This window comes from Streptomyces sp. NPDC021622, assembly GCF_040640795.1.
Taxonomy (GTDB): domain Bacteria; phylum Actinomycetota; class Actinomycetes; order Streptomycetales; family Streptomycetaceae; genus Streptomyces.
Window position 1 is genome coordinate 99,570 of the sequence record NZ_JBFACK010000024.1, and the last position, 25,041, is coordinate 124,610.

Annotated in this window: 21 protein-coding genes and 1 pseudogene; 7 read left to right on the forward strand and 15 right to left on the reverse strand. The window is 70.3% G+C overall.

All coding sequences use genetic code 11. The features are described 5' to 3' along the window. Positions 1-10: 10 nt before the first annotated feature. The 5 genes from AB0G47_RS36690 to AB0G47_RS36710 are packed head-to-tail and all read right to left on the reverse strand — an operon-like array spanning position 11 to position 5,932. Complete coding sequence (locus AB0G47_RS36690; RefSeq protein WP_360779056.1) at positions 11-1,069, reverse strand: LacI family DNA-binding transcriptional regulator; 1,059 nt, start codon at positions 1,067-1,069, stop codon at positions 11-13. After that, entirely contained in the window at positions 1,057-2,715 is a 1,659-nt protein-coding gene (locus AB0G47_RS36695) for an alpha-amylase family glycosyl hydrolase (protein ID WP_360779059.1), read from the reverse strand. The genes AB0G47_RS36690 and AB0G47_RS36695 overlap by 13 nt, the downstream gene beginning before the upstream one ends. 59 nt (positions 2,716-2,774) lie before the next feature. Continuing rightward, entirely contained in the window at positions 2,775-3,644 is an 870-nt protein-coding gene (locus tag AB0G47_RS36700) for a carbohydrate ABC transporter permease (protein ID WP_360779062.1), read from the reverse strand. Between the two features lie 5 nt (positions 3,645-3,649). After that, positions 3,650-4,660 (reverse strand): sugar ABC transporter permease, encoded by a 1,011-nt coding sequence (locus tag AB0G47_RS36705; RefSeq protein ID WP_360779065.1) that lies wholly within the window; start codon positions 4,658-4,660, stop codon positions 3,650-3,652. After that, positions 4,661-5,932: an extracellular solute-binding protein gene (locus AB0G47_RS36710; protein ID WP_360779067.1), complete on the reverse strand. Its 1,272-nt coding sequence runs from the start codon at positions 5,930-5,932 to the stop codon at positions 4,661-4,663. 336 nt (positions 5,933-6,268) lie between these two features. On the opposite strand from AB0G47_RS36710, the gene AB0G47_RS36715 reads away from it, so the two are divergent. The 4 genes from AB0G47_RS36715 to AB0G47_RS36730 all read left to right on the forward strand — a co-directional run bounded on the left by AB0G47_RS36715 (position 6,269) and on the right by AB0G47_RS36730 (position 11,405). After that, positions 6,269-7,318 (forward strand): LacI family DNA-binding transcriptional regulator, encoded by a 1,050-nt coding sequence (locus AB0G47_RS36715; protein WP_360779071.1) that lies wholly within the window; start codon positions 6,269-6,271, stop codon positions 7,316-7,318. A gap of 163 nt (positions 7,319-7,481) precedes the next feature. Beyond that, positions 7,482-8,861, forward strand: coding sequence for an alpha-amylase family protein (locus AB0G47_RS36720; RefSeq protein WP_360779073.1), 1,380 nt, complete (start codon positions 7,482-7,484; stop codon positions 8,859-8,861). A gap of 83 nt (positions 8,862-8,944) precedes the next feature. Further along, entirely contained in the window at positions 8,945-9,889 is a 945-nt protein-coding gene (locus AB0G47_RS36725; RefSeq protein ID WP_360779076.1) for an aldo/keto reductase, read from the forward strand. Positions 9,890-10,013: 124 nt separating this feature from the next. Next, complete coding sequence (locus AB0G47_RS36730; protein ID WP_360779079.1) at positions 10,014-11,405, forward strand: NADP-dependent succinic semialdehyde dehydrogenase; 1,392 nt, start codon at positions 10,014-10,016, stop codon at positions 11,403-11,405. A 34-nt stretch (positions 11,406-11,439) separates the two neighbouring features. On the opposite strand, the gene AB0G47_RS36735 is transcribed toward AB0G47_RS36730, so the two are convergent. From AB0G47_RS36735 to AB0G47_RS36765, 7 genes are all read right to left on the reverse strand, one after another. Beyond that, entirely contained in the window at positions 11,440-12,618 is a 1,179-nt protein-coding gene (locus tag AB0G47_RS36735; protein WP_360779082.1) for a 4-hydroxybenzoate 3-monooxygenase, read from the reverse strand. 171 nt (positions 12,619-12,789) lie between these two features. Continuing rightward, entirely contained in the window at positions 12,790-14,325 is a 1,536-nt protein-coding gene (locus AB0G47_RS36740) for an alpha/beta fold hydrolase (RefSeq protein WP_360779085.1), read from the reverse strand. A gap of 132 nt (positions 14,326-14,457) precedes the next feature. Beyond that, positions 14,458-16,182 carry an acyl-CoA dehydrogenase family protein gene (locus AB0G47_RS36745; protein WP_360779088.1) on the reverse strand — a complete coding sequence of 575 codons (1,725 nt, stop codon included), beginning with the start codon at positions 16,180-16,182 and terminating at the stop codon, positions 14,458-14,460. Continuing rightward, entirely contained in the window at positions 16,179-16,772 is a 594-nt protein-coding gene (locus tag AB0G47_RS36750) for a PadR family transcriptional regulator (RefSeq protein ID WP_360779091.1), read from the reverse strand. The genes AB0G47_RS36745 and AB0G47_RS36750 overlap by 4 nt, the downstream gene beginning before the upstream one ends. Positions 16,773-16,896: 124 nt before the next feature. Further along, positions 16,897-18,189 (reverse strand): MFS transporter, encoded by a 1,293-nt coding sequence (locus tag AB0G47_RS36755; protein ID WP_360779094.1) that lies wholly within the window; start codon positions 18,187-18,189, stop codon positions 16,897-16,899. Continuing rightward, a complete protein-coding gene (locus AB0G47_RS36760) occupies positions 18,186-19,301 on the reverse strand; it encodes a PLP-dependent cysteine synthase family protein (RefSeq protein ID WP_360779097.1) in 1,116 nt (371 codons plus the stop codon). Before AB0G47_RS36760 ends, AB0G47_RS36755 begins: the two co-directional genes overlap by 4 nt. 111 nt (positions 19,302-19,412) lie before the next feature. Next, positions 19,413-19,787 (reverse strand): hypothetical protein, encoded by a 375-nt coding sequence (locus AB0G47_RS36765; RefSeq protein ID WP_360779100.1) that lies wholly within the window; start codon positions 19,785-19,787, stop codon positions 19,413-19,415. Positions 19,788-19,959: 172 nt separating this feature from the next. Between AB0G47_RS36765 and AB0G47_RS36770 the strand changes: the two genes are divergently transcribed. Both AB0G47_RS36770 and AB0G47_RS36775 read left to right on the forward strand, forming a co-directional pair. Continuing rightward, entirely contained in the window at positions 19,960-20,349 is a 390-nt protein-coding gene (locus AB0G47_RS36770) for a hypothetical protein (protein ID WP_360779103.1), read from the forward strand. 241 nt (positions 20,350-20,590) lie between these two features. Continuing rightward, complete coding sequence (locus AB0G47_RS36775) at positions 20,591-21,841, forward strand: cytochrome P450 (protein ID WP_360779106.1); 1,251 nt, start codon at positions 20,591-20,593, stop codon at positions 21,839-21,841. 25 nt (positions 21,842-21,866) lie between these two features. Here AB0G47_RS36775 and AB0G47_RS36780 read toward each other — a convergent pair whose 3' ends face one another. After that, positions 21,867-23,156 (reverse strand): lipase family protein, encoded by a 1,290-nt coding sequence (locus tag AB0G47_RS36780; RefSeq protein ID WP_360779109.1) that lies wholly within the window; start codon positions 23,154-23,156, stop codon positions 21,867-21,869. A 141-nt stretch (positions 23,157-23,297) separates the two neighbouring features. Further along, positions 23,298-23,696, reverse strand: coding sequence for a helix-turn-helix domain-containing protein (locus AB0G47_RS36785; protein ID WP_360779111.1), 399 nt, complete (start codon positions 23,694-23,696; stop codon positions 23,298-23,300). Between the two features lie 99 nt (positions 23,697-23,795). Between AB0G47_RS36785 and AB0G47_RS36790 the strand changes: the two genes are divergently transcribed. Then, positions 23,796-24,434: an NAD(P)H-binding protein gene (locus AB0G47_RS36790; RefSeq protein ID WP_360779114.1), complete on the forward strand. Its 639-nt coding sequence runs from the start codon at positions 23,796-23,798 to the stop codon at positions 24,432-24,434. On the opposite strand, the pseudogene AB0G47_RS36795 reads toward AB0G47_RS36790, so the two are convergent. Continuing rightward, positions 24,356-25,038 (reverse strand): annotated as a pseudogene (locus tag AB0G47_RS36795) (helix-turn-helix transcriptional regulator). The gene AB0G47_RS36790 and the pseudogene AB0G47_RS36795 sit on opposite strands and share 79 nt — an antisense overlap. Between the last annotated feature and the right edge of the window lie 3 nt (positions 25,039-25,041).

Genomic DNA, 25,041 nt, shown 5'->3' on the forward strand with positions numbered 1-25,041 from the left:
CCGTAGTCGCTCAGCGGCGTGGCTGCGCCGTGGAGCCGCGCACCACCAGCTCGGGCTGGAAGACGAACTCCGTGTGCTGCACCGGATTTCCCTGGATCTCCTCGAGCAGCGCGCCCACCGCGGCGGTCGCCATCGCCTGCACGGGCTGGCGCACCGTGGTGAGCGGCGGGTCGGTGAACGCGATCAGCGGCGAGTCGTCGAAGCCGACCACGGAGATGTCACCGGGCACCGAGAGGCCCCGCTGGCGTGCCGCGCGGACGGCGCCGAGGGCCATCATGTCGCTGCCGCAGACCATCGCCGTACAGCCCTGGTCGAGCAGCGCGCTGGCCGCGGCGTGCCCGCCCTCGACGGTGAACAACGTGCGCTGCACGAGCTGCTCGGCCTCCCCCTGTGCCAGGCCGAGAAGGTCGTGCAGCGCCGCCGTGAACCCCTCCGCCTTGCGCAGGGAGGGGACGTACCGGGTCGGACCGATGGCCAGGCCGATCCGCTCGTGCCCCAGATCGACGAGATGGCGCACCGCCATCCGCGCGGCCGCCCGGTCGTCGGGCGAGACGAAGGACACGGGGATGTGTTCGTTGAAGCCGTTGATGAGCACGAACGGCACGCCCCTGCCTGCCAGTTCGAGGTATCTGGCGGGTTCGGCCGTGGTGTCCGCGTGCAGCCCGGAGAGGAAGACGATGCCGCTGACCCGGCGTTCCTCCAGCTGCTCGACCAGTTCGTCCTCGGTGGCGCCGTCCGGCATCTGGGTGCAGAGCATCGGGGTGTAGCCGTGCCCGGACAGGACCTGCTCGATGACCTGGGCGAAAGCCGGGAAGATCGGGTTGCTGAGCTCGGGCACGACAAGCCCGACCAGGCCCGCGCTGTGCCGCTTCAGCCGGACCGGACGCTCGTAACCCAGGACGTCGAGGGCCGCGAGGACCCGGCGCCGGGTGCCGGTCGCCACGCCCGGTTTGCCGTTGAGCACCCGGCTCGCGGTGGCCTCGCTGACCCCGGCCTGGGCCGCGATGTCCGCGAGCCGCGGGGCGCCTCGATCGGCGCCCCGCGGCGGGGAGAACGTCACACCGCCCACCAGACGGTGGTGTCGGCGGGCAGCTCGACCTTGCCCGCTGCGGTCTCTGCGGGCTCCACATCGGCGTTCGCGAGCAGGATCCGGCCGGGAGCCGGGATCCGCACCGCAGCGCCGGTGGTGTTCGCGGTGCACACGAAGCCCTCGCGGCGGAACGCGAGCACGCCATCGGGCGCCTCCAGCCACTCCAGCGAGTCGCCCGCGCCGAGCCCCTGCTGCGTACGACGGATCTCGAGCGCCCTGCGGTACAGCTCCAGGGTCGACCCGGGGTCACCCGTCTGCGCCTCGACGCTCAGCTCGCCCCACCCCTCGGGCTGCGGCAGCCAGCTGCCGCCCGCGCCGAAGCCGTAACTGGAACCGTCGACGGTCCACGGGATGGGCACCCGGCACCCGTCACGGAACCCGTCCTGCCCGCTGGCCCGCACGAACGACGGGTCCTGGCGCACCTCGTCGGGCAGGTCGGTGACGTCCGGAAGACCCAGCTCCTCGCCCTGATAGACGTACGCCGAACCGGGCAGCGCAAGCATCAGGAGCGTCGCCGCGCGGGCCCGCCGCAGGCCCAGCTCGCGGTCGCCGGCCTCGCGCAGCTGGGTGCCGAGGCCCGGCGGGTTGGCGAACCGTGTGGCGTGGCGGGTGACGTCGTGGTTGGAGAGCACCCACGTGGCCGGGGCGCCGACGGGCCGCATGGCGGCGAGCGAGACGTCGATGACCTCGCGCAGCTCGGCGGCGTCCCAATGGGTGCCCAGATACTGGAAGTTGAAGGCCTGGTGCATCTCGTCGGGACGTACGTAGGCCGCGGCGCGCTCGACGGTGGGCGTCCACGCCTCGGCCACCAGGATGCGCTCGCCCACGTACTCGGCGAGGACCTTGCGCCAACTGCGGTAGATCGCGTGCACGCCGTCCTGGTCGAAGAACGGCATGGCGTCGTTGCCGAGCAGCTTCAGCTGGTCGCGCGTGCCGATGTCGGGCAGGCCTTCGGCCTTGACCAGGCCGTGGGCGACGTCCACGCGGAAGCCGTCGACGCCCATGTCGAGCCAGAAGCGCAGGATCGAGCGGAACTCGTCGTGGACGGCCGGGTGTTCCCAGTTGAAGTCCGGCTGCTCGGGGGCGAAGAGGTGGAGGTACCACTCGCCGTCCGGCGTGCGCGTCCATGCCGGGCCGCCGAAGATGGACTCCCAGTCGTTCGGGGGCTGCGAGCCGTCCGCGCCCTTGCCCGGCCGGAAGTGGTAACGCTCGCGCAGGGGCGATCCGGGGCCCTCGCGCAGGGCGCGCTGGAACCAGTCGTGCTGGTCGGACGAGTGGTTGGGCACCAGGTCGACGATGATGCGCAGGCCCAGGTCGTGGGCGTCGCGCACCAGGGCGTCCGCGTCGAGGAGGCTGCCGAACATCGGGTCGATCGCACGGTAGTCGGCGACGTCGTAACCGGCGTCGGCCTGCGGCGAGGAGTAGAAGGGGCTGAGCCAGACGGCGTCGACGCCGAGGTCCCTGAGGTGCGGAAGGCGGGTGCGGATGCCTTCCAGGTCACCCATTCCGTCGCCGTTGCCGTCGGCGAAGCTGCGCGGATAGACCTGATAGATCACCGCGCCGCGCCACCAGTCCGTGTGGGTGCCGGAGGCGGGGGCTGCAGGGGCAGCGAGATGCTGGGTCATGTCTTCCCTGAGATCGAGAGTTCGAGAGACCGAGGGGGGTGCGTGCGCTGGGCGCCGGGTCAGGACTTCGTCGCGCCGGCCGTCAGTCCGGAGACCAGGTGGCGCTGGGTGAAGCCGAAGATCACCGCGGCGGGCAGCGCGACGATCACCGCGGACGCCGTCAGCGAACCCCAGTCGCTGGTGTACTGGTTGACGAAGGTCTGCAGGCCGCCCGCGAGCGTGAGGTTCTCCTCGCCGGTCATGAAGGCGGATGCGTACGCGACCTCGGCCCAGCCGGTGATGAAGCTGTAGAAGCCGGTGACGGCAAGACCGGGCTTGGCCAGCGGGATGATGAGCCGCCAGAAGGTGCCGAACGGGTTGAGCCCGTCCACCCGCCCCGCCTCGTCGATCTCCACCGGGATGGTGTCGAAGTACCCCTTCATCATCCAGGCGCAGAACGGCACGGCGATCGTCAGATACGTGACGACCAGGCCGATCGGCTGGTTGAGCAGGCCGAGGTTCGCGAGCAGGTTGTACAGCGGCACGATGAGCACCGCGACGGGGAACATCTGGGTGATCAGGAGCATCCACATCAGCGGGCGCATGCCGGGGAACTTGAAGCGGCTGACCGCGTATCCGGTGGTCGCGGAGATGAAGACGCCGATCACCGTGGTCAGTCCGACGACGAGCAGCGAGTTGACCACCCAGCTGAGGAACTCGGTGTCGTTGATGACGTGGCTGTAGTTGCCGAGCGTGAAGTCCTTCACCACGTCCGTGGAGAAGGCCTCGCTCTTCGGCTTGAACGAGGTGATCAGGAGCCACAGCGGCGGCAGGACCGCGACGGCGGAGGCGATCAGCAGGGTCAGGTGCAGCCCGACGGAGGCCAGCGGCCCGCGCTCGCCGCGCGGCCGGACCTTCGCCTTCGTGGTGGTAGTGGTCTTCGTGGTCATGGCGGTCACCACACCTCTCCCTGCTTGCGGAGCGCACGGCGGTAGACCACCGCGAAGAGCGAAAGGAGCAGCAGAATGATCACGCCCCAGGCGGCGGATCCGGCGAAGTCGCGCGGGCTCACCACGAACGAGAGCCGATAGGCGTACGTCACCAGGATCTCGGTGGCGTCTCCCGGACCGCCCCGGGTGAGCAGGAAGATCACCGGGAACATGTTGAAGGTCCAGATGCCGCTGATCAGGATGACCGTGCTGCTGACGGACCGCAGGCCGGGCAGGGTGATGTTGCGGAACCGCTGCCAGGCGTTCGCGCCGTCCATCTCCGCGGCCTCGTACAGCTCGCCCGGTATGGACTGCAGTCCGCCGAGCATGGCGACCAGCATGAACGGGACGCCCAGCCAGACGTTGACGGTGATCACCGAGAGCTTGGCCCACGTGGGGTCGTTCAGCCACGGGATCGCGTCGATGCCGCCGCCGGCGAGGATCTTGTTGAGGATGCCGTTCTTCTCGTTGAAGATCAGCCGCCAGGTGAAGACGGAGACGAAGGCCGGCACCGCCCACGGCAGGATCAGCGCCATCCGGTAGAAGGAGCGCCCCGCGAGCTTGCGGTTGAGCATGTTCGCCAGGATCAGGCCGATCCCGAAGGACAGCGCGACACAGGAGACCGTCCAGATGACGGTCCAGGTCAGCCGGTCCCAGAACACGCCGTCCTGGAGGACCGCGGTGTAGTTGTCCAGGCCGACCGACTTGTACGTCGCCGGGATGTGGTTGACGCCGATGGTGCGCTCGACGTTCGCCTCGTTGGCATCGGTCGTCGACAGATAGAGGCCGCGCACCAGCGGATAGCCGATGATCACGCCGATCACGGCCACCACGGGGGCGACCATGGCCCACGCGTACCAGTGGGTGGACAGCGCCCTGCGCAGCCGTCCGGGGGTCTTGCCGGCCCGCGGGCCGCGGCCGCGGACGCCCTGGGCGTCCGCGGCCTTGGCCAGCGACTGGCTGCTGTCAACAGCCATTTACTTGTAGTCCTTCAGGAGCTTGCGGTACGCGTCACCGACACCCTTGGCCCCGCCCTCGGGCGAGGTCTTGCCGCTGAGCACCTTCTCCATCTGCAGCCGGATCGGCTCGAAGAGGGCGTTCGCCTCGGGGATCCACGGCCGCTCCACGGACTTGTCCACGGCCGGCTTGAAGAACTGCACCATCTGGTTGCCCTTGACGGACTTCACGTCGTAGACGGAGGTGCGGGTCGGCAGCAGGCTCAGCTTCTCGGTGGTCTGCTGCTGCACCTTGGCGGAGCTCATGTACTTGATGAACTCGTAGCTCGCGTCGAGGTTCTTGGAGCCCGCGTAGGCCGCGAGGTTCCAGCCGCCCTGCGGGGCCGCCTGCCGGTCGCTGCCGCCGGGGACCGGGGCGACACCGAGGTTGTCCTTGTCGCCCTTGAACTCCTCGCCCTGCAGGGCGCCCTCGATGGACCAGGGGCCGTCGAGCGCCATCGCGACGTCGCCGTCCTTGAAGGCGTTCAGCTGGTTGTTGTAGCCGTCGCTCGCGTCGGTGGTCGCCGCCTTGGAGTCGACCAGGTCCTTCATGACCTTGAACGCGGCCGCGCCCTGGGGGTCGTCGACGGTGATCTTCTTGTTCTTGGTGTCGAGGAGGTCGCCGCCCTCTCCGTAGAGGTACGGGAGGTAGTAGTACGGGTCGTCGCCGCGCAGGTAGAGGCCGGTCTTGCCGGACTTCGACTTGATCTTCTTCGCGGCGCTCTTCACCTCGTCGAAGGTCTTGGGCGCCTCGACGCCGGCGGCCTTGAGCATCTTCTTGTTGTAGAAGAGCGCCAGGGTGTCGATGGTCTGCGGGGCGGCGTACGTCTTGCCCTTGAACTTGGTGCTCGCCGCGGCCTGCGGGAGGTAGTCGCCCGCGTCGTCGAGCGCGGGGGTGCCCTCCAGCGGGGCGAGGTAGCCGAGGTTGGCGAAGTCCGCGACCCAGGCGACCTCGGTGCGCATCACGTCCGGGGCTCCGGAGTTGCCGCCCGCGGCGTTCTTGAACTTGGCGTTGGCCTCGCCGAACGCGACGCTCACATAGTTGACCTTGACGCCCGGGTGAAGCTCCTCGAAGCCCTTGGCGAGCTTCTCGTACGTCCCCTTCTCGGCGTCGTTCGAGGTGTCCCAGAAAGTGACGGTGCCGGACAGTTTGCCCGAACTGTTCTTGCCACTGTCACCGTCGTCGCCACCGCACGCTGCCGCCGTCAAGGTCAGGGCCGCGACCAGCGCGGTGGCTCCTATGCCACGCCGCATGTGAACTCCTTCAACTGAACCCGAAGACAAGGGGAGACGGGACCCCGACGAGAGGTGTCTCCTACGAGCCGCACTGGACGCGGCGCCGGGTTGCCACGGAACGTAACAGGATTGAAAAGCGACCGAAAGACCTTGCGGGAAATTTCAGCAAGGACTGTTGATCGTTACCGCCGCGTGTCCTGAAGGTTGCCGTCACCCCGCTTGACAGGCCACTTCAGGCGCCCCCGACTCGCCTCTTCTGCCGCCGCAACCCTGCAAGTACCTTGCAGAGACGGACTTTCTGCAAGTTTCGGCAGCCTGTGGGCAATCCGGCAGCCGCCCGGTACAGTCCCGTCCATGACCGCACGGCTCGTCGACATCGCAGCGCAGGCGGGCGTCAGCGAAGCCACCGTGAGCCGGGTGCTCAACGGCAAGCCCGGAGTCGCGGCCGCCACCCGTGAATCCGTCCTCGCCGCACTCGACATGCTCGGCTTCGAGCGCCCCTCGCGGCTGCGCCTCCGCAGCAGCGCGGGCCTGGTCGGTCTGATCACGCCCGAGCTGGACAACCCCATCTTCCCGGCGCTCGCCCAGGTCATCGCCCAGGCCCTGACCCGCCAGGGCTACACGCCCGTGCTCGCCACCCAGACCCCGGGCGGCTCCACCGAGGACGAGCTCACCGACATGCTGGTGGACCGCGGCGTCTCGGGGATCATCTTCGTCTCCGGGCTGCACGCCGACACCACCGCCGACATGGAGCGGTACGAAGTGCTGCGCGGCAAGGGCGTTCCGTACGTCCTGGTCAACGGCTTCTCGCCCAAGGTGCAGGCCCCTTTCATCTCCACGGACGACCGGGCCGCGGCCCGCCTTGCCGTCACGCATCTCGCATCGCTCGGCCACACGCGCATCGGGCTCGCCGTCGGGCCCAAGCGCTTCGTGCCCGTACTGCGCAAGATCGAGGGCTTCCAGATCGGCATGCGCGAGCGCCTCGGGATGTCGCCCGCGGAGTCGGAGGAGCTGATCGAGCACTCCCTCTACACGCTGGAGGGCGGCCAGGCCGCGGCGGGCACGCTGATCGGCCGTGGCTGTACGGCGATCGTGTGCGCCAGCGACATGATGGCGCTCGGCGCCGTCCGGGCAGCCAGGGAACGGGACTTGGCGGTGCCGCGCGACATCTCCGTGGTCGGCTACGACGACTCCCCGCTCATAGCGTTCACCGATCCGCCGCTGACCACCATCCGCCAGCCCGTCCAGGCGATGGGCCAGGCGTCGGTGCGTACGCTCCTGGAGGAGATCGGCGGAACGCCCGCGCCGCACAGCGAGTTCGTCTTCATGCCGGAGCTGGTGGTGCGCGACTCGACGGCATCGGGGCGACAGGACTCGGGACGACAGGACCAGCGTCCGACCTGAGCGCGCCTGAGCCCGGGTGCAAGCCCATGACGGTTCTTGCAGAAAATCTTGACGGTTTTCTGCGCAACAGGCAGGCTCGGCCGCGGAAATCCCCCCACGACAGCCTGGCGCGTGGCTGTCTTCGTGGGCACACCCGTGCCCGTTCCTCGAAGGAGCCGCATCCATGCACCACCGATTCCGCCTGCTGGGCGGGGTGTCGGCCGGAATACTCGCCGCGGCCGGCCTCGCCACGTTCGCGCCCTGGCAGTCACAGGCGACACCCCCCGGCGAGAAGACCGTCACGGCCACCATGTTCGAGCGCCCGTTCAAGGACGTCGCCACGGCCTGCACCGATCAGCTCGGCCCTGCCGGGTACGGCTATGTCGAGGTGTCACCCGCCACCGAGCACATCCGGGGCGCGCAGTGGTGGACCTCGTACCAGCCCGTCAGCTACAAGATCGCGGGACGGCTCGGTGACCGCGACGCGTTCGCCGGCATGGTCGACGCCTGCCACAAGGCGGGCGTGAAGGTCATCGCGGACGCCGTCATCAACCACATGGCGGCCGGTTCCGGGACGGGCACCGGCGGCACCGCGTACACGAAGTACGGCTATCCCGGGTACTTCCGGGACGCGGACTTCCACACCTGCCGCTCGAACATCAACGACTACACCAACCGGGACAACGTCCAGAACTGCGAGCTGGTGGGCCTCGCCGACCTCGACACCGGCAGCGACGCGGTCCGCACCACGATCGCCGACTACCTCGGCGATCTGCGGTCGTTGGGCGTGGACGGCTTCCGCATCGACGCCGCCAAGCACATGGCCGCCGACGACATCGCCGCCATCAAGGGCAAGATGAGCGACCCCGGCTACTGGGTGTCGGAGGTCATCCACGGCGGCGGCGAGGCCGTTCAGCCCGAGGAGTACACGGGCATCGGTGACGTCGACGAGTTCCGTTACGGCGGGCACCTCAAGAGCGCCTTCCAGGGCGGCTCGATCGCCCAGCTGAAGTCCGTCGCGGACGGCAAGCTGGGCAGCGCCTCGGCCCGTACGTTCGTCGACAACTGGGACACCGAGCGCAACGGCTCGACGCTCACCTACAAGGACGGCGCGAGCTACACGCTGGCCAATGTCTTCATGCTCGCATCGCCCTACGGCTCGCCCAACGTGTACTCCGGCTACGAGTGGTCCGACAAGGACGCAGGCCCGCCGAGCGGCGCCGACGGCTGGACGAACACGCACGCCGACAAGGCGGTCACCGGCCTGGTCGGGTTCCGCAACGAGGTCGGCACGGCCGAGCTGACCGACTGGTGGGACAACGGCGGCAGCGCGCTGGCCTTCGGCCGCGGCGCCAAGGGATTCGTCGCCCTCAACAACGGCGACGGCGAGCTCACCCAGACGTTCGCGACATCCCTGCCCGGCGGCACATACTGCAATGTCGCCAAGGCCTCGCCGGACAGCTGCGACGGCAACACCGTCACCGTCGGCGACGACGGCAAGATCGAGACGAAGCTGCCCGCGCGCAGCGCCCTTGCCCTGCACACGGGGGCAAAGGCCGGCTGACGCCGCGTCTCGCGCGGGTGCCGCCGTTCCCAGGACGGCGGCACCCGCGCGAGGATGAGCGGATCCATCATCGAGGGAGTGGCATGACAGCGCAGTCCGACGTACGCACCCACCGTCTGCTGTACGGGTGCATGGGAATCGGCGGGACCTGGGACACCACGCCGTACACGGCCGCCGACATCGCGCACGCCGAGGCGTCGGTGGAAGCCGCGCTCGCCGTCGGCATCACGGCGTTCGACCACGCCGACATCTACCGGCACGGCAAGTCCGAGGCGGTCTTCGGCCAGGTCCTCGCCAGGGCGCCCGAACTGCGCGGGCGCATCCTCCTGCAGACCAAGTGCGGCATCCGGCTCACCGACGGCGAGCGCCCCGGCCTGTACGACCTGCGGGAGGCGAACATCGTTCAGCGCGTCGAGGAGAGCCTCACCCGGCTGCGCACCGATGTCATCGACGTACTGCTGCTGCACCGGCCCGACCCGCTGACCGGCCCCGACGAGATCGCGAAGGCGCTCGCCTCGCTCCACGGGCAGGGCCTGGTGCGCCACTTCGGCGTGTCCAACATGAGCGCCGCGCAGATCGACCATCTGCAGGCACATCTCGACGTTCCGCTGGTCGCCAATCAGCTGGAGATGAGCCTGGGCAGCCGCGACTGGGTCGAGTCAGGCGTGCTCCTCAACACTCCGGCCGCGACCGGCAACGGCTTCCCGCACGGAACGATCGAGTACTGCGCCGCCAACGGTCTCCAGCTGCAGGCCTGGGGATCCCTCGCCCAGGGCCGCTACAGCGGAGGCCAGGACTCACCCGCCGGGCGGCTCGTCACCAGGTTGGCCGAGCGCAAGCAGACGACGCCGGAGACGATTCTCCTGTGGTGGCTCCAGCGTCATCCGGCGCGTATCGCGCCCGTCATCGGCACCAGCAGGCCCGAGCGCATCCTCGCCTGCCGCGACGCCGCACACCGCGAGCCGGACCTCACCCACGAGGAGTGGTACGAGCTGTGGGTCGCCGCCCGCGGTGAACCGTTGCCCTAGGTGCCCCCTTGCCCTAAACGACCACGGCTCGTGCACGTGCCCCCTCGGCTCCGTCCCCCTACGCTGGAAATCCCGGGGGACGCATCGTCCGGACGCCCCAACAGGCGCCCCGAGGAGGAACGGCATGCCCATCGCCACGGTCAATCCCGCCACCGGCGAGACGCTCGAGACCTTCCAGCCGCTCGCGCACGAGGAGGTCGAGCGCCGCCTTGCGGCCGCCGAGGCCGCGTACGCCCAGCATCGCCTCACCGACTTCGCCGAGCGGGCCCGGCTCCTGAACCGGGCCGCGGACCTCCTGGAGGAGGACGTCCCCTTCGTCGCCCGCACCATGACGACGGAGATGGGCAAGCCCGTCAAGGCCGCGAGGGCCGAGGCGGCCAAGTGCGTCAAGGCCATGCGCTGGTACGCCGAGCACGCCGAGGCACTGCTCACCGACGAGCACCCCGCGCCGGCCGATGTGGCGGACTCCGGGGCGTCCCGTGCGGTCGTCCGCTACCGGCCGATCGGCCCCGTGCTCGCGGTGATGCCGTGGAACTTCCCGCTCTGGCAGGTCGTCCGCTTCGCCGCCCCCGCCCTGATGGCCGGCAACGTCGGGCTGCTCAAGCACGCGTCGAACGTCCCCCAGACGGCCCTGTACCTGGAGGATCTCTTCCTGCGCGCCGGGTTCCCGCACGGCTGCTTCCAGACGCTGCTCGTCGGCTCGGGTGCCGTGGAGGGCATCCTGCGCGACGAGCGGGTGGCCGCGGCGACCCTCACCGGCAGCGAACCGGCGGGCCAGTCGGTGGCATCCATCGCGGGCCACGAGATCAAGAAGACCGTCCTGGAACTGGGCGGCAGCGACCCCTACCTCGTGCTGCCGAGCGCCGACATCGACCGCGCCGCCACGGTCGCGGTGACGGCCCGCGTACAGAACAACGGCCAGTCCTGCATCGCCGCGAAGCGCTTCATCGTGCACGCCGACGTCTACGACGCGTTCCGCGACCGATTCGTCGCCGGAATGCGGGAGTTGACCGTCGGCGACCCGATGGACGAGGACACCGACGTCGGCCCGCTCGCCTCCGAGCAGGGCCGCGCCGATCTGGAGGAGCTCGTCGACGACGCGCTGGGCCACGGCGCCACCGCGCTGTGCGGCGGGCAGCGCCCCAAGGAGCAGGAGCGGGGCTGGTACTACTCCCCCACCGTCCTCGCCGATGTCACCCCGCAGATGCGCATCCACCGCGAGGAGGCGTTCGGCCCGGTGGCCACGCTCTACCGCGTGGCGAACCTGGACGAGGCCGTGGAGCTCGCCAACACCACGTCGTTCGGGCTCAGTTCAAATGTCTGGACCCGTGACGACGACGAGATGGCACGCTGCGCACGGGACATCCAGGCGGGCGGCGTCTTCTTCAACGGCATGACGGCGTCCCACCCCGGCCTGCCCTTCGGCGGCGTGAAGCGCTCGGGCTACGGGCGTGAGCTGTCGGGGCACGGCATCCGCGAGTTCTGCAACATGACGACGGTCTGGTACGGGCAGTAGGCGACCCCAAGGCTCAACTCCCGCCTTCACCGGCTCAGTTGTCGACTTCCCTGCCGATGTAGAGCTCGGCGAAGGCGGCCGCCGCGGCGCGCGAGCCGAGCACCCTGCGCAGGCGGGCACCCGCGGTGCCCGCCTTGAAGGCGTCACCGGACGATGTCCCGTGCAGCACGTCCGCGAACCACTGCGAGAACTCCTGGTACTGCCACACCCGCGGCAGACAGGCCGCCGAATAGCCGCGCAGCCCGCTGTCGTCGCCGTCCTTGTCGTACGCGACGAGCGCGTCGCCGAGGAGGAACGCGTCGTGCAGCGCGAGGTTCATGCCCTTCGCGGCGATCGGGGCCGCGAGGTGGGCGGCGTCGCCGGCGAGGTGGAGCCGCCCGTAGGACATGGGCTCCACGACGTAGTTGTGCATGTCCAGGACGCGCTTCTCGACGATCCGCCCTTCGGTGAGCGGCCGCGCGCCGTCCGCCGCGAGGCGGGCGTGCAGCTCGGACCACACCCGCTCGTCGGGCCAGTTGACCGGGTCGTCGCCCGGCGGGCACTCCAGGTAGTAGCGGGTGATCTCGGGGCTGCGGGCCATATGGGCGGCGAAGCCTCGGGGGTGGAGCCCGAAGACGACACAGTCCGATGACGGCGGTGCCTCGGCGAGCAGCGCAAGCCACCCGATGCCGTAGTCGTGCCGGGCGACGGTCACGTGCTCATCGGGCAGGCAGGCGCGCGTCACACCGCGCGCCCCGTCGCAGCCGGCGACGGCGTCGCACTCGACGCGCACCCGCTCACCCGTCGCCGGGTCCGTGTACGACACCGACGGCCGGTCCGTGTCGAGGCCGTGCAGTTCCACATCGCGTACGCCGAAACGGATGTCGCCGCCCGCGTCGTCGGCGTAGGAGCGCACCAGATCCGTCACCAACAGCGGCTGGGGATAGACGAAATGGCGGTGCCCGGACAACTCGGCATAGCGGAACCGGTGCCGCTCCCCCGCGCTGCGGAACTCGCACTCGCTGTGCGCCGTCGCGTGTTCCAGGAGCCGGTCGGCGAGCCCGCGCTCCTCCAGGGCGCGCACCGCCCACTCCTCCAAGAAGCCCGCGCGGGGCCGCTGTTCGATGAACTCCCTGCTCTCCGTCTCCAGGACCACGCAGTCCACGGATGCGGCACGCAGGATGTTGGCAACGGTGAGACCCGCAGGTCCGGCGCCCACGACGACGACAGTCATCCGCACATTATGGCGGTGAGCGCGAGAGAGGCATGGCCTGACGGTTACGGGGAACCCGAACAGCACCCCCGGGGGACGGGACTTGGACCGCACCCTTCCCGAAGGGCCCTCCGCCTGCCGGTCCCAGCAGGCGGGCTCGGGTGCGGTCCGACCCCGGGCACGACCGGCGGGCTAGGCGCGGCAGGTCACGTCACGCTCGGGCAGCTTCCCGGTGGCCAGGTAGGCGTTGACCCGCCGGTCCGTGCAGGCGTTGCCGTAGTCGCCGTAGACGCCGTGCTGGTTCGCCCCGGGGAGGGTGATAAGGCGGGACTTCGACCACTGGTCACGCATCCGGCGGGCCCCGGAGTAGGTGGTCCGTGTGTCACCGGTGGCGTTGACAAGGAGTGCCGGTACGTCGTTGTCGACGACGGTCGGCTTCTCGGCCGGGGCGTCCCAGAACTCACAGGCGGAGATGTTGTACGTCAGCGGGGCGGCGAAGGGAGCCTTGTCGCGGGCGGCCTGGATGTCGCGCCAGTAGCTGTCGGTCCCGCGGCGGGTCGCGACGTCCCCGCACAGGATGGCGGCCTGCACGCTGCCCTGATGCGAGCCCGCCTCGGTCGTCAGGTAGGTCAGAACTTCGCTCAACTCCGGCCCCGGGTCGACGTGTTCACGGTCGGCGGCCCGCTCCAGCGTCCTGGTCATGGTGGCCAGAACGGCGCGGTTCTCGTCTCGGTCGCCGCCCAGACCGCCGAAGTAGACGACGGGCAGGGAGTGCTCGTCGACCCGGAACTCCCCGACCCGCAAGGGCTCGTCGGCCGCGGCCTCGTGGATGTGGCGCACGGTGGCAAGGACGGCGCCGGTCGTGGCGCCGAGCCCGTAGGTGTCGTCGCGCGCCGCGGTCCAGGCCGCCCAGGCGCGCAGGGCCCGCTCGTTGGCTCCGGTGGCGTCCGCGAGCAGGGTCTGGCTGTAGCGGGCGGGGTCGATGACGCCGTCGAGGACCATGCGGTCGGTGCGGCCGGGGAACAGTTCGGTGTAGACCTCGCCGAGGTAACTGCCGTACGAGTAGCCGAGGTAGGAGATCCGCTTCGCGCCGAGCGCGGCCCTGACGACGTCCATGTCGCGGGCGGTGTTGCGGGTGCTGACATGCGGCAGCACGTCGCCGTTCGTCCGCTTGCACCGGTCGGCCAGGTCCCGCTGGCGTGCGACGGAGCGCTGGTATCCGGCCCGGTCGCGGCCGGCCGAGAAGACCATGGAGCCGATGTCCCAGCCGCAGTCCAGCGGCGTGGAACGGCCGACGAACCGCGGGTCCATGCCGATGAGGTCGTACTTCCCGGCCACCTTCCCCATGGTCTCGCCGACGGTGACCGGCATCTCGAGGCTCGGGCCGCCGGGGCCGCCGTTGTTGAGCAGCAGCGGGCCGACGCGGTGCGCGCGGTCGGTGGCGCGGAGACGCGAGACGGCGACGGTGATGGTCCGGCCGCCGGGGTCGCCGTAGTCGAGCGGCACGGTCAGGTCGGCGCACTGGGCGCCCGCGGCGTCCAGCTTCTTTCCGGTGGTGTCGTCGGGGCCGAGCGTGCAGTCGTGCCAGTCGACGGACTGACCGTGGTAGCGCGCGAGGCCCGGCGCCCCCGTCGCCTTGTCGGCGGCAGCGGCGGGTGAAAGCCCCGCCCCCACGGTCAGTATCGCCACACCTGAAACAGCAGCCCGTATATAGGAGTTCATCCGCATGCACCGCACGCTAGGCCGCGGCACCGCTCTCTCTCGCCCCGGCCATCCCCCGAGTTCTTCCTGTGGCCAGCCCTACCCTCAGCCCCGTAGAGGCTGAGGGCAGGCGCCGGACCGGAGCGGGCGTGGTGACGGTTACTCCGCCATCTCGTACGCCCCCGACAGCGCCTCGACGCGCTGCCAGACCCGGCCCGCACGCGCCTCGTCGACGGCCGGGCGCCGCACGGCGCCGAGCGCCCAGCGCTGCTGCTGCTCGGTGGCGGAGTCCTTGCCGTGCAGCTCGACGGCGTGCGCGGAGAAGTCCCGTACGAGGACGGCGAACAGCTCGTCCAGAACGTCCTCGTCGAGGTCCGTCAGACGCGCCTGCTCCAGGACCAGCTGGCCGTGCACGACGAGCGCGAAGAGCTGGCCGACGGCGAGCAACAGGTCGAGGTCGCGGCTCTGCTCCTCGTCGGGGGCCGCGGTGGTGACGAACTCGCAGAGGGCGTCGGCCTGTTCGCGCAGGCGGCCGACGTTGGGCAGGTGGGCGTACGCGTCGTAGGCCGTGCGCCAGTCGTGGAAGCGGATGGAGCCAAGCCCGCGGGCCGGTCCCTGCCGGAAGAGGAAGTCGTCGTCGGCCGCGTCCAGGCGGGTGGGCACCGGCTCGTACTCGGCCGGGTTAAGCAGGTGGTTGCCCATGAACTTGAGGATCAGCGCCAGGTTGACGTGGACGGTGCCCTCCAGCTTCGGCAGGCCCCGGATCTCGACGGCCGCCTGGGCGAAGTAGTTGTCCTTCTCGAAGCCCTTGGCGGCGATGACGTCCCACATCAGGTCGATGACCTTCTCGCCCTCCGTGGTCACCTTCATCTTCGTCATCGGGTTGAAGAGGAGGTAGCGGCGGTCGTCGGGTCCTGCCGAGCGGAAGTAGTCGACGGCCCGGTCGCTGAACAGCTTCATGCCGACGAGCCGGACGTACGCGTCGGTCAACTCGCGCCGCACGTGCGGGAAAGCGGTGACGGGGCGGCCGTAGAGGATGCGGTTCTGCGCGTGGGTGACGGCCTCGTACATCGCGTGCTCGCAGATGCCGATGGAGGCGGTGCAGAGGTTGAACTTGCCGACGTTGACCGTGTTGAGGGCGGCGTCGAAGGCGGCGCGGCCGGTGTGCAGGACGTCCTGCGGGGCGACCGGGTAGCCCTCCAGGCGGAACTCGCTGACGTACTTCGAGGAGTCGACGACGTTCTTGACGAGGTGGTACGCCTCGTGGCGGCTGTCGGCGGCGAAGAAGACATAGCCGTCCGGGCCCTCGACATCGGTGCGGCGGCCGAAGACGGAGACCAGTCCGGCCGCGTTACCGTTGCCGATGTAGTACTTGGATCCGGTGGCCCGGAAGCCGCCCTGGCCGTCGGGCTCCAGGAGCATGTCGGTGGAGTAGATGTCGGCGCCGTGGGACTTCTCGGACAGGCCGAAGGCGAACACCTCGCCCTGCGCGAGGAGTTCGGCGGCGCGGGCGCGGGCGGCGGCGTTGTCGCTCTGCCAGACCGGGCCGAGGCCGAGGATGGTGACCTGCCAGGCGTACCAGTAGTCGAGGCCGTAGAAGCCGAGGATCTCGTTGAGGGCGGCGATGCGGGCGGTGTCCCAACGCTTGTCCCCCTCACCGTCACCGGCGGCGGACGACGGCGTCAGGAACGTCTCGAAAAGCCCCTCCTTGGCGGAGAAGGCGAGGAAGTCGCCGAGCCAGGCCCGGGTCCGGTAGTCCTCGATCAGCTGCCGCTTGCCGCGCTCCTCGAACCAGTCGACCGTGGCGCGAAGAAGCCTGCGGGTCTCGGGGTCGAAGTGCGCCGGGTCGTAGGTGCGCGGGTTGAACAGGAGCGCGTCGGTCATGGGTCACGCCTTTCGGCTCGGAGGGTGTGCGGGGTGGTGGCGAGTCGGCGGAGGGTGGCGAGCACGTCGTCGAGCCAGACGAGCGTCATCCGCTCGTACGCGATGCCGCCGCGCAGCACGACGTGCTGGAGCTCGCGGCCGGCATCGGGCGGACCGGCGGCGGGCGCCCCCGACTCCGGGAAGTCGCGCTCCTCGCCCGCGAGGTAGTGGGCGAGGCGCTCGGTGTGCACCTGCTGGTACCGCTCCACCTCGCGGATCAGCGCGGCCGGGTCGTCGAAGGCCGCGCCCCGGATCTTCACGGCGAGGTCGTGCCGGACGCTCTCGGGTTCGATCGGCTCGTGCAGCCATGCGGAGAGTGCGGCCCGTCCTTCGGCGGCGACGGCGTACTCCTTCTTGTCCGGACGGCCGTGCTGCGGCACATCCCGGACATCGAGCAGGCCGTCGCTCTCCATGCGCTTGAGCACGCGGTAGATCTGCTGGTGGGTGGCGGTCCAGAAGTATCCGATGGACCGCTCGAACCTGCGGGCCAGTTCATAACCCGAGCCCGGCTGTTCAAGGAGGGACACGAGGATCGCGTGCTCGATCGCCATACCTGGATCTTGCTGTGCAACTAGTTGCATAGGCAAGGGCGACCGCCCCGGTGAGACGCGGCTCACCCCCTCGGACCGGGGACAGGCGGGATCGCCGCCCGCCCCCGGTCAGCTGCGGATCCGGTCAGACCGTCGCCGGCTGTGCCGGTGGCGCGGCGGGTTCCAGGCGGCCCGCCCGGTGCAGGCCGTAGAGCGCGGCCGAGCAGCCGAGGCCCACCACGAGCAGCGCGAGCCAGGGCAGCGCGGACATGCCGGCCTCCCGGGCCGCGTCCAGGGCCGCTCCGGTCAGCAGGTTGCCCGCGGTGATCCCGATGCCGCAGATGGTGTTGTACAGGCCGTAGTGCGTGGCGACGAGACGGTCACCCGAGAGCCGGACGATGGTGTCCATCTCGAAGGGGTACGCGACCATCGTGCCCAGGGCCAGCATCAGTGCCGCGAGCGTCGGCGGAACGGCGGCGAGGAGCCAGCGGCCCATCCCGCCCTCCGGAACGGGCAGCGCCGTGGCCGCGAGCAGCGGCAGGAACGCAGCCCCCATCATCAGAAGACCCCAGGCAAGCGCCCGTCCCGGATCCAGGTGCTCCTTGCACCAGGCGGTCACCCGGGTCTGGCCGAGGATGGTCGCCAGACCGGATGCGGCGAAGAGCAGGGCAACGGCGACGGTGCCGAACTCGCCGTCCCCGCCGACGCGTCGCACCTCCAGCGGCAAGGCCAGATAGACCTGGAACGACAGAACGTACGAGCCGATCATGGCGAGGGAGAAGAGCAGGAACGCCCGGTTGGCCAGCACACCGCGCCACTGGGACAGCACACTTTCCCGGGCATCGCCTTCGCCTCCTCGGGTGCCCCGGCGGGCAGGCAACGCACGGATCTGTACGACGCTGAGCAGCGCGAAGATCGCCGCCGAGACCAGGCAGGTGATCCGGAAGTCGACCCCCGTCAGCAGCATGCCCACCAGCGGGCCGAGGAGGATGCCCGCCTGGTAGAAGACGTTGAACAGCGCGAAGGCCTCCACGCGGCGCTCCCCCGCGTCGGCCGCCAGATAGGCGCGCACCGCGGGGTTGAAGAGCGCCCCCGCGAAGCCGGTGGCCGCCGATGCCGCGATCAGCGCCGGCACGGAGTCCACCAGGCCGAGCGTCGCGAAGCCGACGGTGCGCAGGACGCATCCGGCGACGATCAACGGCTTGTAGCCGAACCGGTCGGCGAGCGTTCCGCCGATGAGGAACATGCCCTGCTGGCTGAAGTTGCGTACGCCCATGACGAGTCCGACCAGCCAGCCGGCCAGGCCGAGGGAGCCGGACAGGTGCTGTGCCAGGTACGGCATCAGCATGTAGAAGCCGAGGTTGATGGTGAACTGGTTGGCGAGGAGCAGCTGGACGCTCCGGTCGTAGGAACGGACCTGCGCGATGGTGCCCTTCACCGGTCCGCTCCTTCCACGCCTTCGCCGCGGTCCTTGACCAGGAGCGAGAGCGGGTCGACGACGTCGGTGCAGCGGGTCCAGCGGTTCACTTCCTTTTCGTCGGGCCGGCCCACCACCTCCGGTTCCGGCGCGGGGACCACCCCCGACAGGCCCTTGTCGGCGCAGTACTGGTCGTCGTACACGGTCTCCAGATAGCGCTGAGGTCCGTCCGGGAAGATCGCGACGATCCGGGTGTCCCTGGGGAGCGTGCGGGCGAGCCAGCCGGCCACGAGCGCGACGGCTCCGACGCTCCATCCGCCCGTCGCGTAGTGGGATGCCGCCAACTGCCTGCAGGCCCAGACGGATTCGGCGGGCGCCACCCAGTGCACCTCGCTGAAGTTCTCGTACGCGACATTGCGCGGGTAGATGCTCGACCCGAGCCCGCGCATCAGGCGGGGCCTCGCGGGCTGCCCGAAGATGGTCGAACCGACGGTGTCCACCCCCACGAGCCGCAGCTCGGGGTAGAGCTGACGCAGGACCCGGGAGATGCCCGCCGAGTGGCCGCCGGTGCCGACACTGCACACGAGTACGTCGACATGGCCCATCTGGGAGGCGAGTTCGAGGCCCAGGGGTGTGTACGCGGCGACGTTGTCGGGGTTGTTGTACTGATCGGGGCACCAGGCCCCGGGCAGCTCGGCGAGGAGTTCGTCGACCCGGTCCCGGCGGGCCTGCTGCCAGCCGCCGGTGGGGTGCGGTTCGGACACCATGTCGACCGTGCCGCCGTAGGCGGCAAGGAGCCGGGTCATGGAGGGTTCGAGGCCCGGGTCGGTGACGAGGGTGACGGGGTGGCCGTAGGCCATTCCGGCCAGGGCGAGGCCCAGACCGAGGGTGCCGCTCGTCGACTCGACGATGGGGCTCCCCGGCTGCAAGTCGCCGCGGGTCCGGGCTCGTTCCACCATGTGGAGTCCGGGGCGGTCCTTGATGCCGCCGGGGTTGAAGCCTTCCAGCTTGGCCCAGAATCCCCGGTCGGCCGGGGTGAACGGCTCGGACACCCTCAGCAAGGGGGTGTTTCCGACGAGCCCTTGGAGACTGGATCCCGCGGGATGGAAGTCACTCGTGGTCAGGGAGTGCATCTGTTTCGCTCTCATTTCGCTGTAGAAGCTGTGCGGGCGCTCGTCTCGCACGGGGCGCTTGTCGGGCGCGCCGTGCGGCGGATCGACCGGGGCCGACCGCAAGGGCCGCTTCTAGATCAGCCACCTGCACAGGGCGGCGAGAGTGGTCCGGCCGCCACTCGGCGCCGGGCCGTGCGCCGCGCCGAAGAGCCCATCGGCGGGTGGCCGGACGGTGGTCTGCGACGTCGAGACCGCAGGCGTGTGCGGCAGGGCGCGTACGGGTGCGGGAGCGGGCCTGCTGGGGCCCGGGTCGGTGACGGAGCAGTCCTCGTGCGCCTCCGGCGCCGGCGGCGAGCTCGACGCCTGGCCGGAGTGGCTCGGCGGGTGGGCTGCCTCATGTGACGGTTCGGCGGCGCACGGCACCAATGTGAGGAGCAGAACGCTCAGAACAGTCCAGATGAGGACGATCCGGTGCCTGAGGCGCGGATCGACGGAGCAGGGCTGCACAGATCCTCCGTGCGGCGGCTGCCCGCGCCGGGACATCCCGGGCAGGGCAGGAAATGGGTGGGGGCGGCTGTGAACCGTCGACCATCCCCACGCCGCGCGCAGAAGGGCACAGGAGGGAGGTCAGACGCCGAGAAGCGCTGACCTAGATACGCAGAACAGGGGACTCCGCCGCATGCGGTATCGGAACGACGAAGCCCCGTACGGCAGATGGATGGACCTGCGCGATGTGCGGCGCCTCGTCCTCGACCGCCAGACCCAGTGGAGACAGCGCGGGGACATCCACTTCGGGCCCCTGGGACGGCTGCCCGATGCCGCACTCCTCGAAGGCGTGCTGCCCGCCGTGGTGTCCGTGACCGCCGCTCGGCTGGTCGGTGGCGTCGTGCCCTTGGCTCGCGCCCGCAGCGTGTCGCACCAGGACGGAGTGCGGGGCGTCGACGGCCTGCGCCGAGACGCCTTCTGCCGACGCCAGGTGCCCCACCGTCGCATCGGGGCTCGCCGCATGGGTGTACAGCAGACCGAAGAGGATCAGGCCCAATCCAAGGAGACGCAGCGGAGCCGCTGATGAGCGACTCCGCGACACACCGGAAAGTGACCTGGCTGTCATCACGCCGTGATCCTAACCGCTGCCCGCGCTCGCGGGCTTCAAGATCTCCGCGAACATCGTGTGAACAAGCCATTCCGGTCAGGACGGCGCCAAGGGGTCCCTGGAGGGCAGCACAGGGGTGTCATTTCTCGGGGGCAGCCGCGAGCATGTCGATCGCCACACGTCCCGGTCCGTCCCCCTTCGACGAGGAGACTCCCTGTTGAACACGTCACCGGTGAACGCCGCGGCCGGCCACACACACCGCCTCGACCCGGCCGGCGGCTGCCCGCACGCGGACAATGCCCGGCTGCTCGCGCAGGGCGACGTGACGCCGGTGGTCCTGCCCGGCGAGGTGGCGGGCATGGCGGTGCTCGGCCATGACGCGCTCAAGGAGTTCCTCGCACACCCCGATGTCGCCAAGAACGCCCGGCACTTCGCCGCCTTGCAGGCCGGGGAGATAGCCGACGGCTGGCCGCTGCGGACGTTCGCCACGGTCCAGGGCATGACCACGGCCGACGGCGCCGACCACCGGCGGCTGCGTTCCCTGATGAGCAAGGCGTTCACCGCCCGGCGAGTGGAGGAACTGCGGCCGCGGGTCGAGGAGTTGACCACCACGCTGCTCGACCGGCTCGACCGGGCGGCCGCCGCCGGTGACGGAATCGCGGACCTGCGTACGCACTTCGCCCTGCCGTTGCCGATGGGCGTCATCTGCGAGCTCCTCGGCGTGGACGCCGAGCACCAGGACCGGCTGCATCACTTGTCGAACCAGATCGTCGCCACCGACATCGGTCCCGAGCAGGCTATGGCAGCCAATCGGGAGATGGTGGAGGTCCTCGGCTCGGTCGCCGCGGCCCGCGCCGCCGACCCCGGCGACGACCTCACCAGCGCGCTGATCGCGGCCCGTGAGGAGAACGGCGACCGGCTCGGCCCGCACGAGCTGCTCGGCACCCTGATGCTCACGATCATCGCGGGGCACGAGACCACCCTCAACCTGATCACCAACGCCGTACGCGCCCTGTGCGCCCACCGCGATCAGCTCGCCCTGCTCCAGTCGGGCGAGGTGCCCTGGCCCGCGGCGGTGGAGGAGACCCTGCGCTGGGACAGCCCCGTCAGCTACTTCCCCTTCCGGTATCCGACCCGCGACCTGACGCTCGACGGCACCGTCATCCCCAAGGGCACACCGGTGCTTGCCGGTTACTCCGCCGCGGGCCGCGACAAGCGGGCCCACGGCCACGACGCCGACCGCTTCGACCTCACCCGCGACACCACCACCCGGCATCTCTCCCTCGGCCACGGCCCGCACTTCTGCGTCGGAGCGCCGCTGGCCCGCATGGAGGCGACCATCGCCCTGGAGCGGCTTTTCACCCGCTTCCCGGACCTGGACCTCGCCGCACCGGAAGCCCAACTGCCGCGCCACACCTCCTTCGTGGGCAACAGCGTGCGCAAGCTTCCGGTGCGGCCGGTCCCGTGACCGGTCGTCAGATCACCTCGGCTGCCTACGTGCCGCAGTTGCCGGACGTGGGCTGGTCCGCGAAGCGTTGGCCGAGCCACTCCAGCGCCGGGCCGTTGCCCTGAATCGCCGTCCCCACATGGGACTGCCCGGCGAAGGTCGTCCACTGGACGGCGTGCCCCTTCGCACACCAGTCGGCGCGCAGCTTCTGCCCGACCGCATAGGGGATCGTCTCGTCCGCGTCCCCGTGGTAGAGGAACGTCGGCGCCGACGGCCGCTCGGCCCCGATGAACTGGTCAGCGATGGCCTGCTGCCAGTCCGGCTGGTCCAGCGGGTTGGACGTCGTCACGTCCTCGATCGATTTGCCGCGCCCTGCTTCCAAGGCCGTCCCGACGCATTCGTTCCGTACCACTTCGGCGAGCTTGCGGCCCTCGTCGTTGAGGTACTTGTCGAGGTTCAGGGCCGGGTTGGCCGCGTTCTGCCCGACGGCGGACATCAGCAGATAGCCAGCGCTGTCCCCGCCCTCCAGCGAGTCGGCGACCTTGGCGAGATCGGCGGGCACACCGCCGCTCGCCGTGCCCTTGACCTTCAGTTCGGGGGCGTACGCCGCGGCCAGCTCGGCGGCCTTCGCGCTGGCGCCGCCACCCTGCGAGTAGCCCATGATCCCGACGGGCGCCTCCTTGGCTACCCCGTACTTCGCGGCCTCCGGGTGCCGCTGGGCCGCGCGCGCCGCGTCGAGCACCGCGGTGGCCTGCGCCTTGGCGACCATGTAAGTGTGGTCGCCGGGTGTGCCGAGGCCCTCGTAGTCCGTGACGACGACCGCGTAGCCCCGTACCAGCGCGGCGTTGACGAGCGGCGCCTCGGCCGTCGTACCGCCCGGGAATCCGGCGGACGGCGCGCACTTGTCACCGAGGCCGACGGTTCCGACGGCGTACGTGATCAGCGGGCGCGGGGTGGTCTTGCCGTCGTCGGGGACGATCACGGTTCCGGAGACGGCGTTGGGCTTCCCGTCGGCCGAAGTCGACCGGTAGGTGATCTTCCAGGCCTTGGTGGGGGTGGGGACGCCCGGTGTGTACCGGAACGAGGACGGCTCCGAGCCGAGGATCTCGCCGGGGTCGGTTTTCTTGCCCGGCTTTCCCGGCTTTCCCGGCTTCCCTGGCTTCTTGCCGGGCTTGTGGTGCTTGTCTTTGCGCTGCTCTCCGGCGCCGGGTGCCTTCTCGGCGGCCTGCGCCGAGGGGGTCGCGTCCTGGGTGCCTGCCGGCGCGTCCACGCTCTGCGCGGCGGCGGACCCGGGCAGCCCGAGCACCGCCACCGCGAGCACTGCGCCTGCGGCCACCGGCCGTCTGCGTAACGCTGACATCATGCGGCTCTCCCAACTCTCCTGTGGGCAAGGGGGGTTGGCAGCACCGTACTGACCCGTCAGTAAGACAGCCATAGGCGTGCAGAGGTCGGTGGTGTCACGGGCCGGGGCGTGCGGCTACACAGTCCTCGTACGGTCGGCTCCGCGGTCCTCGTACGCCTCACGCGCGTCGAGCAACTCGTCCCAGTGCGCGGCCGCCCACGCGCACGCCGCGTCCATCGGCTCCAGCATGCTGCGGCCCAGTGGCGTGAGGGCGTACTCCACCCGCGGTTGCGGGTCCTCGTACGCCGTGCGTGACACGAGCCCGTCGCGTTCCAGGCCGCGCAGCGACTGCGTCAGCACTTTCGGAGTGACGCGGTGCAGCGGCACCCGGAGCTGGGAGAAGCGGCGCGGGCCGTCCTGCAGACAGCGCAGGACCAGGGCGCCCCACTTGTCCCCGAAGCGGAACGGCAGCAGTGCCGACGGGCACAGTTCGTCGAACATGTCGGGCGGCAACGGCTGCTGCCGGTACGTCATGGAGATCTCCTGCCTCGCGCCGGTGCCGGCGGTATCCAACTGGTAACCGCCCTCACGGATACCTTCCGGAGCAACGACTCACCAGGAGGTATTCCGACGATGAGCAGGATCGTGATTTTCGGTGCGGGCGGCAGGGCCGGTCGGCATGCCGTCGCCGAGGCGCGTCGCCGTGGGCACGGGGTCACCGCGGTGGTGCGCGAGCCCGCCCGCTACGGCGGCTTGGCGGACAGCGGCGTACGGATCGCCGCCGGGGACGTCACCGACGCGGCGGATGTCGCCGCCCTCGCGGACGGCCATGACGCCGCGATCAACGCGGCGGCGGTGTACGGCGAGGGCACCGACCCGGACGCCTTCTTCAAGAGCGCGGCGCAGTCCCTCGTCGAGGGCCTGCGGCAGGCCGAGGTGGAGAGGCTCGTCACGGTCGGGCTCTCCTCGCTGCTGCCGGGCCCGGACGGGACCCGGCTCCTCGACGCCCCCGGTTTCCCCGCGGAGTTCCGGCCCTTCTGCCTGGCCCACGCCGCCGGTCTGGAGGTCCTCCGTGCCCAGGGCGGCGCACTGGACTGGGTGTATGTGAGCCCGGCCGGCGACTTCGACCACGAGGGCGAACGCACCGGCCACTACGGCACGCGCGAGCACGGCGACATGGCGGCCCGCATCTCCTACGCCGACTTCGCCCTCTCCCTGCTGGACGAGGCCGAGGCCCTGCGGCACCACCGCAGCCACCTGGCCGTGACATGACGGCTCGCGGCTACCGGGTCTCGCGGCTCCGTCTCGGTGGACGGTACGGGGCCCGCCGGTTCCGTGACCAGGTCAAGCAGGAGCATGGCGTCGTGGTCGGAGGTGCCCGGCTCGGCGGCGCATGCTCTGGCCGCTGAGGGTGAGAACGCCGACCTTGGGGTGGTGGAAGGTCTTCGTGACCTTCGGGCTGCGCAGGAGCGGACCAGGTTCTCCCAGTCAGGCCGGGTTCGGCCGCATGGTCTCCAGGATCAGCTTCAGGTGGGGGCGGACCGTCCGGCTTGGCGGAAGGGGCGGCTCGGGCGCGTAGCGTGCGGCTCGGGCGGCGAGCTCACACAGGTGGTGGTGCTCGTCGTCGAGCTGCAGTGCACGGCGAGGGCGGCGACGACTCCGGGTCCCGGCCGTGTCTCCTTGCCGCGCTCGAGGCGGGTGTAGTAGTCGATGCTGACCCCGGCGAGCGCGGCCAGCTCTTCGCGACGCAGGCCGGGTGTACGGCGTACGCCGGGGCCGGGGTGAGGCCGGCGCTCTCGGGGCTGGTCTGGGTACGGCGTGCACGCAGAAAGCGCGCGCCATTTCGTCTCCGCCGGGTGTGCTGCTCGGGTGCCAAATG

Excerpts from the sequence above, each read along its gene's own strand:
- AB0G47_RS36785 (WP_360779111.1), bottom strand. The coding sequence starts at position 23,696 with ATGACGTACCGGCAGCAGCCGTTGCCGCCCGACATGTTCGACGAACTG.
- AB0G47_RS36700 (WP_360779062.1), bottom strand. The coding sequence starts at position 3,644 with ATGACCACGAAGACCACTACCACCACGAAGGCGAAGGTCCGGCCGCGC.
- AB0G47_RS36770 (WP_360779103.1), top strand. The coding sequence starts at position 19,960 with ATGCGGTATCGGAACGACGAAGCCCCGTACGGCAGATGGATGGACCTG.
- AB0G47_RS36740 (WP_360779085.1), bottom strand. The coding sequence starts at position 14,325 with ATGCGGATGAACTCCTATATACGGGCTGCTGTTTCAGGTGTGGCGATA.
- AB0G47_RS36715 (WP_360779071.1), top strand. The coding sequence starts at position 6,269 with ATGACCGCACGGCTCGTCGACATCGCAGCGCAGGCGGGCGTCAGCGAA.
- AB0G47_RS36790 (WP_360779114.1), top strand. The coding sequence starts at position 23,796 with ATGAGCAGGATCGTGATTTTCGGTGCGGGCGGCAGGGCCGGTCGGCAT.
- AB0G47_RS36730 (WP_360779079.1), top strand. The coding sequence starts at position 10,014 with ATGCCCATCGCCACGGTCAATCCCGCCACCGGCGAGACGCTCGAGACC.
- AB0G47_RS36745 (WP_360779088.1), bottom strand. The coding sequence starts at position 16,182 with ATGACCGACGCGCTCCTGTTCAACCCGCGCACCTACGACCCGGCGCAC.
- AB0G47_RS36705 (WP_360779065.1), bottom strand. The coding sequence starts at position 4,660 with ATGGCTGTTGACAGCAGCCAGTCGCTGGCCAAGGCCGCGGACGCCCAG.
- AB0G47_RS36720 (WP_360779073.1), top strand. The coding sequence starts at position 7,482 with ATGCACCACCGATTCCGCCTGCTGGGCGGGGTGTCGGCCGGAATACTC.
- AB0G47_RS36710 (WP_360779067.1), bottom strand. The coding sequence starts at position 5,932 with ATGCGGCGTGGCATAGGAGCCACCGCGCTGGTCGCGGCCCTGACCTTG.
- AB0G47_RS36695 (WP_360779059.1), bottom strand. The coding sequence starts at position 2,715 with ATGACCCAGCATCTCGCTGCCCCTGCAGCCCCCGCCTCCGGCACCCAC.
- AB0G47_RS36735 (WP_360779082.1), bottom strand. The coding sequence starts at position 12,618 with ATGACTGTCGTCGTCGTGGGCGCCGGACCTGCGGGTCTCACCGTTGCC.
- AB0G47_RS36750 (WP_360779091.1), bottom strand. The coding sequence starts at position 16,772 with ATGGCGATCGAGCACGCGATCCTCGTGTCCCTCCTTGAACAGCCGGGC.
- AB0G47_RS36725 (WP_360779076.1), top strand. The coding sequence starts at position 8,945 with ATGACAGCGCAGTCCGACGTACGCACCCACCGTCTGCTGTACGGGTGC.
- AB0G47_RS36760 (WP_360779097.1), bottom strand. The coding sequence starts at position 19,301 with ATGCACTCCCTGACCACGAGTGACTTCCATCCCGCGGGATCCAGTCTC.